Origin of the sequence: Chamaesiphon minutus PCC 6605, from assembly GCF_000317145.1 — a bacterium.
GTDB lineage: Bacteria > Cyanobacteriota > Cyanobacteriia > Cyanobacteriales > Chamaesiphonaceae > Chamaesiphon > Chamaesiphon minutus.
This window is the reverse complement of record NC_019697.1, coordinates 253,043-270,152: the sequence shown is the minus strand read 5'-3', so window position 1 is coordinate 270,152 and position 17,110 is coordinate 253,043. Positions and strand designations below refer to the sequence as shown.

10 protein-coding genes are annotated in these 17,110 nt (G+C 45.0%); 3 read left to right on the top strand and 7 right to left on the bottom strand.

Annotation, left to right across the window (positions count from 1 at the left end):
* Nucleotides 1-149 precede the first annotated feature (149 nt).
* On the top strand, nt 150-923 hold the full coding sequence (locus CHA6605_RS01285) for a HEAT repeat domain-containing protein (RefSeq protein ID WP_015157743.1): 774 nt from the start codon (nt 150-152) through the stop codon (nt 921-923).
* A gap of 345 nt (nt 924-1,268) precedes the next feature.
* Here CHA6605_RS01285 and nblB read toward each other — a convergent pair whose 3' ends face one another.
* The 7 genes from nblB to CHA6605_RS01250 form a co-directional block, all read right to left on the bottom strand.
* Nucleotides 1,269-1,910 (bottom strand): phycobilisome degradation protein NblB, encoded by a 642-nt coding sequence (nblB, locus tag CHA6605_RS01280; protein WP_015157742.1) that lies wholly within the window; start codon nt 1,908-1,910, stop codon nt 1,269-1,271.
* A 79-nt stretch (nt 1,911-1,989) separates the two neighbouring features.
* Nucleotides 1,990-5,103, bottom strand: a complete 3,114-nt coding sequence (locus CHA6605_RS01275) for a poly(A) polymerase (RefSeq protein ID WP_015157741.1) — start codon at nt 5,101-5,103, stop codon at nt 1,990-1,992.
* 311 nt (nt 5,104-5,414) lie between these two features.
* Nucleotides 5,415-6,566, bottom strand: a complete 1,152-nt coding sequence (locus tag CHA6605_RS01270; protein ID WP_015157740.1) for an AAA family ATPase — start codon at nt 6,564-6,566, stop codon at nt 5,415-5,417.
* A 9-nt stretch (nt 6,567-6,575) separates the two neighbouring features.
* Nucleotides 6,576-6,884, bottom strand: coding sequence for a hypothetical protein (locus CHA6605_RS01265; protein ID WP_157259707.1), 309 nt, complete (start codon nt 6,882-6,884; stop codon nt 6,576-6,578).
* Nucleotides 6,885-6,981: 97 nt separating this feature from the next.
* Complete coding sequence (locus tag CHA6605_RS01260) at nt 6,982-7,770, bottom strand: RNA ligase family protein (protein WP_015157738.1); 789 nt, start codon at nt 7,768-7,770, stop codon at nt 6,982-6,984.
* Between the two features lie 437 nt (nt 7,771-8,207).
* Nucleotides 8,208-9,113 (bottom strand): DUF4351 domain-containing protein, encoded by a 906-nt coding sequence (locus CHA6605_RS01255; RefSeq protein ID WP_015157737.1) that lies wholly within the window; start codon nt 9,111-9,113, stop codon nt 8,208-8,210.
* 79 nt (nt 9,114-9,192) lie between these two features.
* Nucleotides 9,193-9,540, bottom strand: coding sequence for a hypothetical protein (locus tag CHA6605_RS01250; protein ID WP_157259705.1), 348 nt, complete (start codon nt 9,538-9,540; stop codon nt 9,193-9,195).
* A gap of 264 nt (nt 9,541-9,804) precedes the next feature.
* Here CHA6605_RS01250 and CHA6605_RS01245 point away from each other — a divergent pair, with 264 nt between their 5' ends.
* Together CHA6605_RS01245 and CHA6605_RS01240 are read left to right on the top strand one after the other, a co-directional pair.
* Nucleotides 9,805-10,710: a helix-turn-helix domain-containing protein gene (locus CHA6605_RS01245; protein ID WP_015157736.1), complete on the top strand. Its 906-nt coding sequence runs from the start codon at nt 9,805-9,807 to the stop codon at nt 10,708-10,710.
* A gap of 309 nt (nt 10,711-11,019) precedes the next feature.
* A complete protein-coding gene (locus CHA6605_RS01240) occupies nt 11,020-16,962 on the top strand; it encodes a calcium-binding protein (RefSeq protein WP_015157735.1) in 5,943 nt (1,980 codons plus the stop codon).
* Nucleotides 16,963-17,110: the final 148 nt, after the last annotated feature.

Sequence of the window (17,110 nt, the reverse complement as noted above, 5' to 3'; positions counted from 1 at the left end):
CATTGACTTTGCTATAATGCGATCGATAGTCAATAATAGCTCGATCTTCAATACTGTCAGCCAATAGATCCTCAACTGTCGCGATCGAGGTAGATAGATAACAGCTTCGGACTAGATTTTGGTGATGGGCATAGGCTAGAGTATTTATTATGGTTTACGAAGCAGATCCGAACTTCCTAGAGGATGATGTCGATCTAGATAGTCTAGAGGACAATCTAGACACTTTGGCAGTATTAGATGCCAATCCAGAGCCGCTCCAGCCAGATCCAGAGGCAATGTTGCGATTGCTTACCCATGCAGTTCCCGCTCAGCGAATGTTGGCGGCGCGAGCTTTCTGTGAGATTCAAGAGCCTAGAGCGATTCCACATTTAATCGATTTGCTTGCCGATCCTTGCCCATTGGTGAGAGTTGCTGCTACCTATGGGTTAGGACGCAATCCCAGCCCCGATGCTGTCGAACCGCTAATTTCTCAACTCGATCGAGATTGGAATGGTTACGTCCGTAAGGGCATTGTCTGGGCTTTAGGCAACTGTCGCGATATTCGCGCTCTCAAGCCCCTGCTACGCTCTTTGAAGGTAGAGATTTCGGCTGTGAGGTTGTGGGCGGCTAGCGCGCTCGGACAAGCCGCAGATCTCAGTTATGAGGCAGTAATCGCGACGATTCCCCCGATTATTGAAGCTTTAATTAACGACCCTTTAGCCGCAGTGCGGAGTAATTGTGCGTGGTCTTTGGGTCGATTGTGTCGCGAGTTACCCTCGAATGTGGTGTATGCTACGGCGATCGATGCCCTGATTCAAGTATTAGAAGAAGATGCAGATCTGGGGGTGAGAGATGATGCCAAAGCTGCTCTACTCAAACTTGGCGATCCGCGCGGCATTCAATCGATCGAAAATCTAGAGTCCGAGTCAGAATTACCATTGTAAATTCAACTTACACCAGTAGATTGGATGAGTTTAGATTTATTTACCCTCGCAATTCTATTTTTAAAAACCGTTTGAGATTTGCTGGTGGGGGAGGGCGGGTTTTGGGCGGTATCGAATAGTACAATCGGTAGAGGCAAGCATAAACGCGCCCCTACCGATCCACAACTCCACGCATAATAGATTTTAGAGATCGACCGTAGGGGTGGGTCTATTCAATCTAATGTCGATATTAATGTTCGATCTCAAACAAAACCCACCCTCCACCACTAGGATTTCAAAAGATCTCAAATGAGTTCTATAAGGGGAGGGCTGGGGTGGGGTAAAGATCCAGCGCAGTAATTAGAATTAACCCCGCGCTTCTTGCGCGACTTGCTCCACCTCGTCAGTGGCGAGGATCGCCAGACTTTGAGCGGCTGATGCGCCGCCAAGATTGCGGAGCGCGCGTGCGAGTTGATAGCGGATTTGCCAATCGGGGCTGGTGACGAATGGGGTAATACTCTCGACCCCATTGGGATCGCCTAATTCGCCAATCGAGCCAATTGCCGCAGTTTGCACCAAACTAGTTTCGTTGGTTAAGGCAGTTTGTAATAATTGTAAACCGCGCGGATCGCCTAATTCACCTAAAGCAGCGACAATGCTAAACTGCACTAACCACTCCGGCGTACTCTGGTAAAGATTTTGTAAATCGTCAAAGGCGTCTGTAAGTTTGAGCGCGCCGATGGCATCAGCTGCGGCGGCTTGGACGTCGGGTTCGGTATCGTTGACCAATCGATCGCGTAGAATAGTTAAACTTTGATTCAGATCTTGGGAGCCGATGCTGGCTAATTGGCTCACGGCGGCATATCTGACTCTGGTGTTACTATCTGTCACCAATTGTTTGATATAGCCGAAGGCGATGGCTGGTTCGATTTCTCGGAGCATATTTAATGCGGTAATTCGATCGCCTTTATTCTCCGAGTTAACTAGTGTGTCAATAGATTGGGACATATTATTAATAGGGATTGAAAATTAGACCCGATCTTAATTGTCGATTCTCTTTCTCCAGAGCCTACGCCAACGCGATCGATTATTTATTATCGCTCTTTACCTCGATTCTATCACTCCTGAGTTGGTTTAGGACGACATGGGGATCGATCGGTTTCAGATTTTTACAATTGCGTGCGATCGATAAATCTAGTTTGGTAGTATTGCTAACTCCATTTAACTGACCGATAAAGTCATTAACTAATTTAGCAATTGTCTGAGTTTCACAGTCAAGGCGTAGTTGCAAAAATAGCGTAAAAATGCTCTTACTTTCGCTCGTGCTAATCTGCGGATTGGGACGCACAAAAACATCGAGTTGTTCGAGTTGAATCGTTAAACCAATGATGGTACTTTCCAGTAAATCGCTACATTTTTGTCTGCACTGTTCGTCTGTATCTAAAATCTCAATCGATAATAAGGCATTCGTGCCGATCGTGAGGTCGATCGGTTCGTATAAAGATGTCCACGCATCTTTACCTACTAAAATATTAGTAGAAATTTCCGCAGCTCTGGCAAACTCATCACGCAAAATTTTCGCGGTAGAACGGGTAATATTGCGAGCGGTATTTTTACAAGGTTCGATCGAAGAGATAATTGGCAATAAATCCTGTGGTAATTTGACTTGATGTTGCTTGCCCAGCTCGGTTAAAGCAATTGTTTGACGCCAATTGTGTTGGCTCAATATCTGAAAAAAGTTAGCTAATAATGCTGCTAGAGATTTGTCTGGACCTCGGTAGTCGATGCAGGTATAAGCACATAGTAAAGACCAAGAGAATCCACCTAGAAAGCCCCAGGAATTGCCATATAGCCCGCGAACTTTCGCCCAACTTCGGACAGCTTTTAAGAGCATCTGAAACCGTTCTAGGCGGAGTTGCTGCTTGACTAAATCTACGATGAGATCTGCTTCCCAGCAACCGACAATCGATTTGGTATCTTTGATTTGCGATCGAAGATCGCGAATATTCCGAGTTTCCCAGCCATCGCTGACTGCTACTTGGGTATATAGTAAATCCAGCGAAATTCCTTCGATCTCTAACCGTAAGACTGGATATTTAGCATCCAATACGACTTGCGATCGTTGGCAAAGCCTCTCCTCTGGAGAATCGCACAATCCTTGCAGACAGTCGGCTACTCTGGTTAAAAAGCTTTCGCCTGTCAGATAATCGGGAATCAAACAAACGACATCTAAATCACTAGTCGAACTCGCTACTCCCAGTCGCGCGGAACCTAATAAATGCAGCGATGCTGCAAATCCCAAGCATTCAGTGCAGGCTTGTTTGACTACTGCAACAACAGTATCGCGGTGCGATTGTTGTGCATCTGTTAATACTGGTTCGATCTCAGTAATTAGTTCGATTAATTCGCTATTTTCGATAGCTTTAGGGCGCAATTTACCCACGCCAACTATATGTTTGACAACGCAAGGTTTGTCACGAGTACGGCTGAGTAAGGAAACAGCATCGACAGTAAATTTAATCGGATGCCATTGGGGTAATTTTGCCATTGCTTCGCTCGAATTGGCAAATTGTCCGACACTTAAATGCGGATTGAATCCCGCACTAGTTTTGGTACTTTGCTCGTAACATTGAGGAAATAATCGATACAAAGCCGCTTGCAACTCGTGCAATGCACCTTCTGGTTTCACAATCGGGCGCAAATATGCGGTAGAACTTTTATGATGGGTGAAGATCTCAAAGTCGGCTAATGTCACTGTAAATGGCTCGATCTTGGCAAGGATAGGTGCAATTAAATCGACTACTTCCTCAAAATATCGATCGGGTAAAAAGCCATAGAGCAAGGTAATATGCGGTACGATATTGAAAAATCCAGGATCGTACTGTTGGCGAATCGCTTGAATCGACGGGAATAAATCTTCAGGTGGGATAATGGCCAGGATACTCTCATATACTGGCGCGATCGCGGTAAGATCGATGCGATCGGGCGAATTCTGCGCCGTCGTAGCTGGAGAGATTTTAAAAACCCCACAGACGCAGAAATGATCGGAAGGATAAAGCTGTACATCATCACTTACGAAAGATTTACAGCCGAATAAATCCATCGCTTGAGGTTGATAATTAGATTCTAAATCGGGACACCATAAGATTCGATCGAGCCGTGCGGGTTTCCCTTCTAGGCTCATTAACATCGCCAAAGAATTAGCAGTCGGATCGAAGGTATAGCCATCTCGATCTGGATATAAATTTTGCCAGACATCAATAAAATTACCATATTTAATAATTTCATCTTGCTGATTACCTCGCGTATTAAAATCGCCAACAATAAATCGATCGCCAGCTTGTTTTTGGAGATATCCGATAACTGTCGCTAATTGTTGAGTCCGTTTTTGGAGAGCATTATCGCCGCGATCGCTAGTAAGATGAACGTTAGCTAAATGTACTGCTCGGTCGTTAATATTCCAGCTACCCACTAATACCCGTTTGTGTCCAGAAAATTGATGCTGTACGAGATTAAATGCCCACCGAGACATAATTAAATTGCCATATGGTTTGACATTATTACCATTAGGAGCCTCAGAGACAAAATAATCTTTTACCCAATCTGTCGCCAATATAAAAGCTAGCGATTCTGGCGTTACTTCTTGCAAGGCAATAATATCGGCATTAGTTTTTGCTAATTCGCTCAAAATAACTGGCAATCGTTTATTTGTATGAATTTTATCCGCGTCGTGGAGATTGGATAAAATATTATAACTAACGATCGTCAGCGTATTATCTAAAGCTACTGATTTGACTGCACCTGTAAATACATTCCAGCCATCGCGATCGTATGTATAAATATCTCGCGGCTGAAACTCAACCTGATTGTTAGCAATTAAAGCAGCAAGATCTGCTCGATTAGATCCGGCAACTTCAGATTTCCAGGCAATTTCCGGTAAATTATTAGTCGAAATTAAATCGATCCGATTTTCTCGATCCCAAACGATCGTCTCATTGCACCGAATATAACGAACTCGATGCCAAGGAATATCGCTATTATCATCCCACTGCGCCAATGGCTTCTCGCGAATAGTGTCAGAGATCCGCTCGTGAAATCCAGCGATAAACATATTACGATTGAGGTTCGCATCCCAGATAATCCGGTTATACACCTCCGTAATCATCGCCATTTTTTGTTTTTCAATCTTTTGTTTTGACATGAGTTTTAGTGAAAAGTTAAAAAGAAGAGTTTTGTTTGTGTCATAGATCTGAATCCCCCCACCCCCTTAGAAAGGCAGGGTGGTTTCATACAAGAAAAGGAAAATGCAAACACCGATTTGCTTAGTCCTTAACCGCCCTGAACTGAAGTTCGGGCTAACAGCCAAAGTTCACTGAAGTGAACTGAAAGATTTTTCTTTCGGTGTATGAAACCACCCTGCCCACCCCCTTAGAAAGGGGGAGCCGGATTCTTAGTCCCCCTTTTTAAGGGGGATTTAGGGGGATTTCTAGGGTTTACGGTTAACAATAAAAATTAAACATCGACGAAACAATCTAATTGATGGCATTCCGTAATATCGGGAATTTCTAATCGATCGCGAAAACGATGAATGACAGCATTAGGAACTTGCGCCTTGCGATCGCGATTTTGCCGTAAGACTCGATCGATCGGTACTTCTAGATAGACGATCCGAATTCGCGCACCATACCCAGCAAATAGCCGAATTAAGCCCGATCGAATCGGTTTGACGATATTAGTCGCATTCCAGATAAATGGCGTCTCAGATTGCAGATATCCCTTCGCCAAATCTCGCCCCGCATTGACGATCGCGCCTTGCTCGTCTGTGGGTAAGATCCCCATTTCGATCCGCAATTTGTCGAGCGATACAACTGGTAAATCTGGATGATGACGATCGATCCAATAATCTTTCCCCGTACCTGGTAACCCACACATGAGAATTACTTCCAAGCGAGTATCGTCAAAAGCGGCATAATTTGGATCTGCATCTTCTTTATGGAAGTAAACAAACCGACTATGCGCCGATGCAAATGGATAAGCTCGATCGAAACAATTATGCTCTTGACAGAATTCTTTAAACAACTCGATCGCATCTAATAAATTCTGTTTGTCCGCACAAATTCTCCCCTTTACATCTGCCTCAGCCATTAATGCCAACCAATCGCAACGCACTAATTGACTGACTTTAATAATCGATCGTAATGGATTGGGTTTATCCCAAAACCATAATGGCAAACTTTCATATTTAACGATCGCCACAATCGCCTCCCGAATTGCAAATGGTGTCTGCAAATCTTGTAAAATCTGCCGTACCATCCGCGCGCCCAAATTCACATGTCCCTTAGCGGTAATATGTCCATCTTCATTTACTTGGGTTGCCATTGGTTTGGCAATGTCATGAAATAACGCCGCCGCAAATAAGATCGATCGATCTGTCACATCCATCGCTTGCCAAGCGGGTAAAGAAATTAAGGCTTCACATACCATTTGGGTGTGAATCCAGACATTTCCTTCTGCATGATAAATCGGGTTTTGTTCGCAGTTAGCTAGAGGCTGTAAGGATGGAAACTTTGCTAGAATTTCTGTCCAATTTATTTGTAAAGCTGTCGGTGTCGGACAATACGGAAATATCCAATAGGTATTTTGTTCGATCGCTATATTCTTCATAGCTTTTTCTCAATCTTGATTCATTCGTGGATGTTCTTGATATTCGTATTTAACCCGTTCGACGATCCTTGCAAATATCTCTACTGGTAGGCTATCGACTTCATAAAAATCGGCTGCCAATTTTGAAATTTTATTAAAATCTCGATCGATATCTTTACTCATCACATAAGCTATCCAATTTCCAGGCGCGGCATCTGAGATAATTTCATATCCATCATGGGGAATGAGAGCATCAAAACCGATAATATCTTCCAATTCTTCGCACCAAATTCTACCCAAAGTTATTGCGATGTATGTTTCATTAAATTCTTCCATCATCAATTAGGAATAAAATACTGAAAATCAGGGTGGGCATTGCCCACCAGTCATAGATCGTGCCCGAATATCGATATTAACGCTCTGAAATTACCGATTGTTAATTAATGCCAAATAAATCGACACCAGTCTGTAATTGATTAGGAATAATCGGACGATTTAACCAGTGAGTCTCCGAGTGTAAAATAGTCGTTAAAAAGTCTGCTCGGACATACTTATATCGAGCAATAGTCAACTCCGGTGTCTCCACCTTGATATACAAACCTTCCATCAACGCACTGTGATTAGTTTGTTGAATTGCCAGATCTGCATTCAAACCTTGCTCGACACAAAGCTCTCGCAACCTATCGATATGCTCGGAACTAATAAAATGGGAGTGTTGTAATAAACCGACTAATTGCTTGTGAGATGTTAATTTTCCCTCTAGCAATACGGGTACCGAAGCTACCGCCAATCCTGTCAATAACTCTCGCCGCGCCGCCGTGCTGAGAAATTGTCCAGAAGTTCGATCCAATAAATCGTATTCTAAGAAATAGTGCGGTAATTTATCGTAAAATACCGTATGTTTGGCATACAGCCATTCACCATACAAAATATATCGATCGCCCAACACATCCCACAGTGCGGCATAATGACTGTGTGCCCACTGTTTGAATAAATTAAAATGGCGTTCGCGAGGGCCACCAGTTAAATAGTGTCCGCGACTTTGCAATAGTAATTGTCCGTTGGCATCGAAACTAATTGCAGCATTAGCACCATCGACTTTCTCCTCTATTACTACGTACTCATTGGCGATCGCGCTAAATGGTACGCTATCTAAATCTTCATCCCCAGGCTGTTGCCTGGAACCCGCAATATGTGGGGTTCTTGGATATTTTTGCATCAGCATTTTGCAGTTCCCCTCTCAAGGCAACAATATCAGTCGTAACTTATAAGTCGTAATTAAGATTCTGAGTCGGGATTTGGAACGCACCTAAATATCTGCCATGAAAACTATGGCTGAGGCGGAATATCGCCGCTGAGAAATATTAATTACTGGTTAAATGTGGAGAGGCGGAGGACTACATGACAAACTCGCTGACAAACTTGGTAGTTATTCTCAATCTAGTCTATGTATTATCGGATGTCAAGAGCCAGATCGTTAGGCTGTTTCAATAGATTCCCTCGTTGCCAAGGGATTTCAACAGTTTTGGAGGGTGGGCACTGCCCACCAGCTAGGTTTCAGACATAACCTCTAGTTTAAATCCTCAATCGATATCCGCTAAATTTGAACGCCAAATTCCCGACTTCTCGGAGAAGTCGGGGATTTGGTACCCTACCATTTAGCTACCGATTATTTGTCAGCCATTGGGTCAAATCTGCTATCGAACTAAAACACAACAAAGCCTTAGCCAGCTCTTGCAACTTATCCACAGATAACATTGCAATCTCTTCACTCAATCGAGCAGACACATTACCGAGCTTTTCTGTAAGCAGCACCATCACTAATTCCCGTTCACCTTCTGTGCGACCCTCCTGACGACCAATTTGTTGAGCCTCCTGAATCTTCTCGATATATAGTGCAGATAGTCTCATGGCTAAATTTCGCTCCTCTGGCTCGATACTTTGTTTCGACTCTAGTTCTAGTTTAAGCGATAAAAATAAATCTAAGGCATTACCTTTGTAAGGACTATTTGCTGGTAAATCGGCGACTTCACCAATGGCATTTTCCTGTACCGTTCCCTTCCCCATCAACCGAAACCACAATGTCTCAGGCGTGCGGGGTAACTGATGAATGACAATAATCCCTGTCTGGAAATGAGTGGGTAATAAATATACGCCCTGTCCCCACGTTTCTACCCGATTTACCGACCCAAATCCAGTTAAAGTTGGAGCTGCTAATGTCGGAGTGAGAATCCATAAGTGCGGTTTGACTTCGGCGAGATCTGGCTGTTTGAGTCGTTTCCGTTCTCTGGTTAATTCTTGTAGAATCTCAAACAATTTGGCGATCCACATCTGAATCTCGCCCACACCCACCGGATTGCGGAATGGTTCAAAGATTGCGGGTTGCGTAATACAGCGAGCGAGCAGGCCGAGATTGTGTTCGGTTGGGATGGGTTGAGATGGTTGAAAGTAGATATCTACAGCTTTGGCTTCTGGTTGTACGCCGCGTTCGATCTCTACGGCACCAAAGGGTGTGAGTAGTAATTCAAATAAGTTTTTCGCGAATTCATCGTGGGGGAATTGAGACATATTCAACTGCTGTTGATCTGCTCAGTATACGCGATTACCTCCGGTAGGCTACGCCAACGATCGAATCTACATCCTGTTTCTAGACTGGAGATCGATCGCCAACTGGATAATTTAATTTTGTGAGATTGGGATCTCGATCGAGTGAATCTAGATAGTAGAGCAAGATTCGCGATCGATGACACTGCTCGATCGATCGGATAATTCGATCGCCACTAGTTAATTCAGATCCCCGACTTCTGTTGAGAAGTCGGGGATCTTGTGCCGCACTATGTTTTGTTTCTAGACTGGAGATCGATCGCCAACTGGATAATTTAATCTTGTGAGATTGGGATCTCGATCGAGTGAATCTAGACAGTAGATCGAGATTCGCGATCGATGACACTGCTCGATCGATCGAACCCATACGCCTGATATTCGATCGCTTCATATTACTTTACAGCCTGGGAAAAATATTAGTCACTTTTAGTTACTTTTTCTTACTGACAACTCGATCGGGTTGAGATTATATTTAATCAGTGAGATTTATCTGCTGCAACAAAATTTACATTTCCCGTCTGGAGAATATGTAAAGATTGGGTGGATAATACTAGAGGAGAATCGATCGTCATACAGCGTAAATTCTGACTCTCTCCGATCGAGTTAATTGACTAGCACAGCAATCTTCGCACCAGTCCAGTAAGGACGGATCGTAATGTCAGCCGGAAAAATCTTAGCGATCGATTATTTTCAACCAGATTCAACTTCAACGTTTATTCCACGTCCACGCATTCATTCCAGTCAACAAGCAGGATGGAAAAATATTCAGATCGCACACTATCAACTACCTGCAATCGAAATTCCCGAAACAACGAATCTTCAGCACTTCATCTCTGTGCCATCTTGGAAACAGCCCACAGAAGTGGAAATGGTTGCTAACGGAAAGCGGCATCTGTTTCAGCACGATCCAAATGAAATTGGGTACATTGAAATACTGCCTGCTCATACATCGCTCAGAGTGCGGACGAATCACGCAGCAGACACGACTCATTGCTATCTCGATCCGATATTTCTAACTCATGCGGCTTATGAGTCCGCCAATCCAGAGCAAGTTGAACTGAAGTTATCGCTATCAGTCACCGATCCGTTAGTTTGTCAGATTGTCTTAGCTCTGAAGACAGTATTAGAAACCGATGCAACGAATAGTTGCTTCTATGCAGAGTCAATGGCAACAGCTCTAGCGGCGCATTTTTTGAGAAAATACTCAACGCGCAAGTATGTTCTACCAGAGTATGAAGATGGCTTATGCAGGTACAAACTGAAGCAAGCCCTGGAATATATGAATGTTCACCTGAGCGAGAATGTATCATTAGCAGCAATTTCAGATGAACTAGGAATCAGCCAGTACTACTTTTGTCGATTATTTAAGCGATCGACGGGAATGACTCCTCATGCCTACTTGATTCAGCAGCGAGTCGAGCGAGCGAAGCAATTACTCAAGCAGAAAGAAGGCACGATGCTCGATATTGCAAATGACTGTGGTTTTGCCAATCCCAGTCATTTTGCCAAGCACTTCCGCCGACTCATAGGGGTTTCACCCAATCAGTTTCGCAAGATTTAGCAAGAACGTGTTCAAAGTGCAAGAACGTGTTCGACTTAAATCGGCAGTAGTGATTAAATCTACTTAATTATCATTCCCCGAAATTATTTACTCCCCGATCGAAGTACGACCGATCTAACCGATACAGCGGATGTTCGATCGATTTACATTACTATACAGTCTGCAAAAAATATTGGTCACTTTCAGTTACTTTTTCTTACTGACAGATCGATCGAGTTGAGTTTATATTTGGGCAGTAAGATTTAATCAGGTTTCCATCGAATCGATTTATCAATAAAATTGCAATTTACATAAATAGAAAGAGACATTATGGCAACTGCTAACGATATCAAAATCGGACTGGATAAAACAGAGGATTTTTTAAAGAAGATCGAAACAACACTCGATGATAAGTACCAACCGCTCATAAAAGCACTTGACGCAGCGGAGCTTGAGCTTGGTAAGCTGGGAGAATCCTCTGATGCCAAACTTATTGAAGGTGTACTGGAGAGTGCTTTAGGTAATAATTTAGGTAATGCTGATTATGTTATTGGGAATACGCTGAACTTCAACCTACCGTTGATAACTGACTTCAATAACGGCGGCGGGCTACCAACATTGAAGTCAGACTTTAACTTGAGCTTGTCACTAGTTAACCCTACCGTATTCCCCAGCATTGCGTTTAAAAACGTGCAGCTAGATCTAGGTTCTTTCTTTGGTGATCTTCTAGACCCAGTTGTAGATACAATCGATAAGATCATTAAACCTTTTAACGCTATTTTTGATGTCATTGAAGCCCCCATACCAGGCTTTAATGAGATTGGAATTAGTCTTAATTTTTTAGACATTCTGGGACTAGTTACTTCGGTAAATGAAGTAAAAATATTATCAGCAACGATCGATGCTTTTGACCAAGTTGTCAAAACTGTCAAGCAACCAAATAAAAACTTACAGGGCTTATATATCCCTCTTGGAGAATTCAGTCTAGATGCCAACGGCAAAACTGCAAACCCTCTTGTAGTAGGTAAGCCAAGCGATCTAATTGCTGCCCAAGGAATCAGTTTACCGACAGGCGGTTTCACGTTTGAGGCGTTGGAGGATGCAAACAATCTGTTCAATCTGCTAGTAGGAGAAGAAAGCACTAATCTCCTAAAATTCCAACTACCTGGATTTAATGTAAATTTTAATAAAAGGCAAGATTTCCCGCCTGGTTTTGTTATTGTTGTTGTTCCAATTATTCCTTATATTAATGTTGATGGGAACCTTTCAAGTTCTGGGCTAACGTTTGGCTATGATGCATTTGGTCTAGGAAATAACGCTCCCCTGTCAGGATTCTATGTTGATGGTAGTAAGCCTCTGTTTAAGTTAGATGCAAAAATAGAGGGAGGAGCCGAGGCAAATGTTTTAGTTGCTAAAGCTGGGGGCAACATTTTTATTAAAGGAAATGCAGACTTTTATCTGCCTGAAAGAGATCCGAAAGTAAGGTTCTCCGAGCTTAAAGATCTCCTTAATAACTTCTCATTTGACGCACAGGGGAAAGTTTACGCAGGAGCAAGCATTTATGCCGAATACATTACCTATAAGCCTGCCAAACTGGCTAAGGCTTTTGTAAGTTTAGTCACTGAGGGTAAACTCGAAGAAATCTACGAGCGCAATGAAAAGGTCCTTGCGACGGTTGATTTATTTAATTTTGGAGAAAGCAGCGGCGGCGGTGGAACACAGCAAATAGACCCGAACCTAGCAAATTTTGCCAATGGTGAATTGATTCTAAACATTGGAACTCGTGCTAGCCAAAGAAACGTTAGCCAGAAAGAAATTGACGAAACGTTCAACGTTACACCTAATGTTATTATTTCCGCATTTGGATATCAGCAATCTTTCCCCAATGTTACCAAGATCGTCGCTGATGCAGGTGAAGGTAACGATCTTATTTCACTTGTCAGCACAGCCAACGATAAGTCTTATGTAGAGGTTAGTGTTGCCGCTGAACTACGGGGTGGAAAAGGAAATGACATACTTGTAGGAGGATCGCGCAACGATATACTCTTCGGTGGTGAGGGCGAAGATTTACTTGATGGTCGCGGTGGTGATGACATTATTTCTGGAGATAGTGAAAACGATCGCATATATGGTGGCAGTGGTAATGACACCTTGTACGGTAATCAAGGTAATGACTTAGTTGATGGTGGCGACAATAATGATGCCCTGTTTGGCAATGAAAACGACGATAGGCTACAGGGTGGAAAAGGTAATGACACCTTATATGGAGGGGATAACAACGATCAACTCTTTGGCGGAGAAGGTTCTGATACTTTGTATGGAGATGATGTTAATAACCTATTAATTGGCGGCAGAGATTTTCTGATTGGCGGTGAAGGAGATGATTATCTCGATGGTGGTATTGGTAATGATGTACTAGCTGGTGAGGCCGGACGCGACACGTTAGTTGGAAACAGTGGAAATGATTTGTTAGATGGTGGAGAAGGCGATGATATTTTAAAAGGTGGAGAGGGTGATGATACTCTGTTTGGAGGTTCTCAGATTTTATCTGAGCCAGTTCTTGATGAAAGCGGTCGTCAGGTTTTTGATGCAAATAAGAATCCAGTTTTCACAGAGCAACAAATTTTGGACGATCCTGGTGAAGACATTCTTGAAGGTGGGCAAGGCAATGACATCCTTGACGGTGGTGCTGGTAACGACCAACTTTACGGTGGTATAGACAATGACACTCTCAAGGGTGGTAAGGGAAACGATCGACTCTTTGGTGAAGACGGTGATGACGTTCTCTATGGCGATGCTGGGGAAGACATACTTTCAGGTGGTGAAGGCAACGATGAACTGTACGGTGGCTCTCAACAAGATATACTTTTTGGAGAAGCTGGAAGCGATACTCTGCAAGGTGGAGACGATTCTGATTCTCTTTACGGTGGGACTGGAAACGATACGCTCTACGGTGACTCCGATGACAGCGAGTTATTTGGAAATGATAAACTCTTCGGTGAAGACGGCGATGACATTCTCTATGGCAAGGCTGGCGATGACCAGTTAGTGGGTGGTACTGGTACCGATCGACTGTTTGGGGAAAGCGGCGATGACCTACTACTCGGAGAAGCAGGTAATGACTTTATTGACGGTGGTACTGAAATCGATACTGTCAGCTACAACAACTCTCCCCGTGGTGTAGTCGTCAATATTGATGAAGCACTAAACTACCAAAATCCTGGCGGCTTCGTTCATACCAGCATCGTTACCACCACTCCCATCCCTACCGACGCCGAACCCAACTTTACGATCGCTGCTGGTACAGCTCAAGATGGTTTTGGTACTGTAGATACGCTCCGCAATCTAGAAAATATCATCGGTTCTGGGTTTGATGACGTGCTGATTGGCAACAACCTAGACAACCGTATCGAAGGCTTAACTGGAGACGACTTATTAGTTGGTAATGCTGGCAATGACTACCTTGACGGCGGCGAAGACTCTGCTCCCAATTACTATAGTCCCAGACGAACCTCAGCATCCGGCGGTGAGGGCAGCAATTATCTCAGTTATGATGGCAATCGTTACACTTATACTGGTTACAGCAGTCAAGAAGGCAGTTATATTTACGCCAGCCAAGACAGTGATACTGTCAGCTACCGCCGCGATCCAAATCGAGTCATCGTCAACTTAGAGCAAAATCAAGCTCTTGACGGTTTTGGCGATACCGACGCGATCTATAACATTGAAAATGTCGTCGGCTCCGCCTTCAATGATGAAATCGTCGGCGATAGCCAAGCCAACATCATCAACACTGGCGCAGGTAATGACATAGTTAACGCCAGAATCGGCGACGATATTATTTTTGGCGAAGCAGGCGCAGACTCTCTGTTCGGTCAGAACGGTAACGATTTCATCGTTGGCGGTACGGATGCCGATCTACTCGATGGCGGGGAAGGCAACGATACGGCTTCCTACTTCACCTCCGCAACACCCGTATCTGTCAGTCTGACAACTGGTACAGGCTGGGCGGGAGATGCACAAGGCGATCGACTCCAAGCGATCGAAAACCTCGAAGGTTCGGAATTTGAAGACCTGCTCATCGGCGACAGTGGGAATAATATCATCAGTGGCTTGGGTGGTAGCGACCTCCTCTATGGTGAAGCTGGCGATGACTTACTTGATGGCGGAGCAGATAGCGATCGACTCTACGGTGGCGATGGCAACGATCGACTCTACGGTCGAGATGGCGAGGATCTGCTCAAAGGGGAAGCTGGCAATGACCTCCTGTTTGGCAACGATGGCAACGATCGACTCTTTGGGGAAAGCGGCGATGACATCCTCAATGGTGACACTGGCAATGACGATCTCGACGGTGGATCTGGTAATGACCTGCTCAGTGGCGGCTACGGCGACGATCGACTCTACGGTCAAGATGGCGAAGATATCCTGACTGGCGAGATGGGTGATGACCTCCTCGATGGCGGCTTGGGCAACGATTTACTCAGTGGCGGCGACGGGGACGACCAACTCTACGGTCGAGCTGGTACCGATACCCTCAATGGCGGGACAGGCAACGACCTCCTCGATGGTGGTGAAGGTAACGACCTCCTCAACGGCAACGAAGGTAACGATCGCCTTTACGGTCAAGCTGGTGCCGACCTCCTCAATGGTAACGAAGGCAACGACCTCCTCGATGGTGGCGATAGTAATGACATCCTCAATGGTGGCGATGGCAACGACCAACTTTACGGTCAAGCTGGTGACGATCTCCTCAATGGTCAAGCAGGTGATGATGCTCTCTACGGAGGTACTGGCAAAGATACCCTGTCGGGGCAAGTAGGTGATGACTACCTTGAAGGTGGTGAGGGTGATGACCTTCTCAATGGCAATGAAGGTAACGATCGTCTCTACGGTCAAGCTGGTGCCGACCTCCTGAACGGCAACACTGGTGATGACTACCTCGATGGCGGGTTGGACAACGACCAACTCAATGGCAATGAAGGTAACGATCGCCTCTACGGTCAGCAAAACTACGATATCCTCGATGGTGGTGCTGGTGCGGACTTCCTCGATGGTGGCGAGTCTGATGACTTCATCTACGGTCGAGATGGTAGCGATCGACTCTACGGTCAGACAGGTAATGATTACCTCGAAGGCAACGCAGGCGACGATCGACTCGAAGGCGGAGATGGCGACGACCAACTCTTCGGTCAGGAGGGTCGAGATTACCTCGACGGCGGCAATGGCGAAGACTACCTGCTTGGTGGTGAAGCTGCCGATAAACTCTTAGGTCAAGCTGGTAATGACTATCTCGACGGTGGTGATGGCGACGACGACCTCCTGGGTGGTGACGGTAACGACCAACTGTACGGTCAGACAGGTAATGACACACTGGACAGCGGTGCTGGCAATGACTACTTAGATGGCGGTACTGGCGACGATCGACTCCTTGCGGGTCAGGGAGATGATTTTGCCTACGGTGGCTATGGTAACGATACTCTCAATGGCGAATCTGGTAATGACAATCTTGATGGTGAATTCGGCGACGACCAACTATTTGGTAGCGATGGTAACGATCTGCTCTATGGTCGAGATGGTAACGACCTGCTCGATGCTGGAGCTGGTGACGACTATTTAGATGGTGGATTCGGCAACGACCAGCTTCTTGCTGGAGCTGGCAACGACCAACTCTATGCAGGTAACGGCAACGATACGATCGATGCAGGATCTGGCAATGACTATGTTGAGAGTGGATTGGGCGACGACCAAATCTTTGGTGGTGATGGCAACGACCAGCTTTATGCTCAAGATGGTAATGACTCCGTAAATGGCGGTACTGGTAACGATCTGCTGATCGGTGGGAGCGATGCCGATCTGCTCAAGGGCGGACTTGGTGACGATTACATATATGGAGAAGCGGGTAATGACATAATTTACGGAGATGCTGGCAATAACTCACTCTTTGGAGGTGCTGGTAATGATATCCTTTATGCTGGCGACGGTGACAATGTGCTAGAGGGAGGATTCGGTCAAGATACCCTGTACAGTGGCAGAGGTCGCAATCAGTTTGCGATCGGAACGGGCACTGGTACCGACACGATCTACAATTTTGTGGCTGGTAAGGACTATTTTGGGTTGAAAGATGGCCTAACCTTCGAGACTCTGACGATCTCGCAGGGTACCGGAGTCAATGCCAACAATACCCTAATTAGTTCGCGTGGTGAGCTATTAGCATCTTTAGTTGCCGTCCAATCTAGCACACTCTCACTCTGGGATTTTGCTCCTATGTAACGGAAGTTCTGGATAAGAATAGCCTGGAGACTAAAGTCTCGGCTGATGATGCAAAGTCCGCCTACGCGGACTAATTATCTAGTCCGCGTAGGCGGACTTTGCATCACAAGCGGCGATTTGCGAAAAGTGCGTTCTTGGGGTTTCCCCA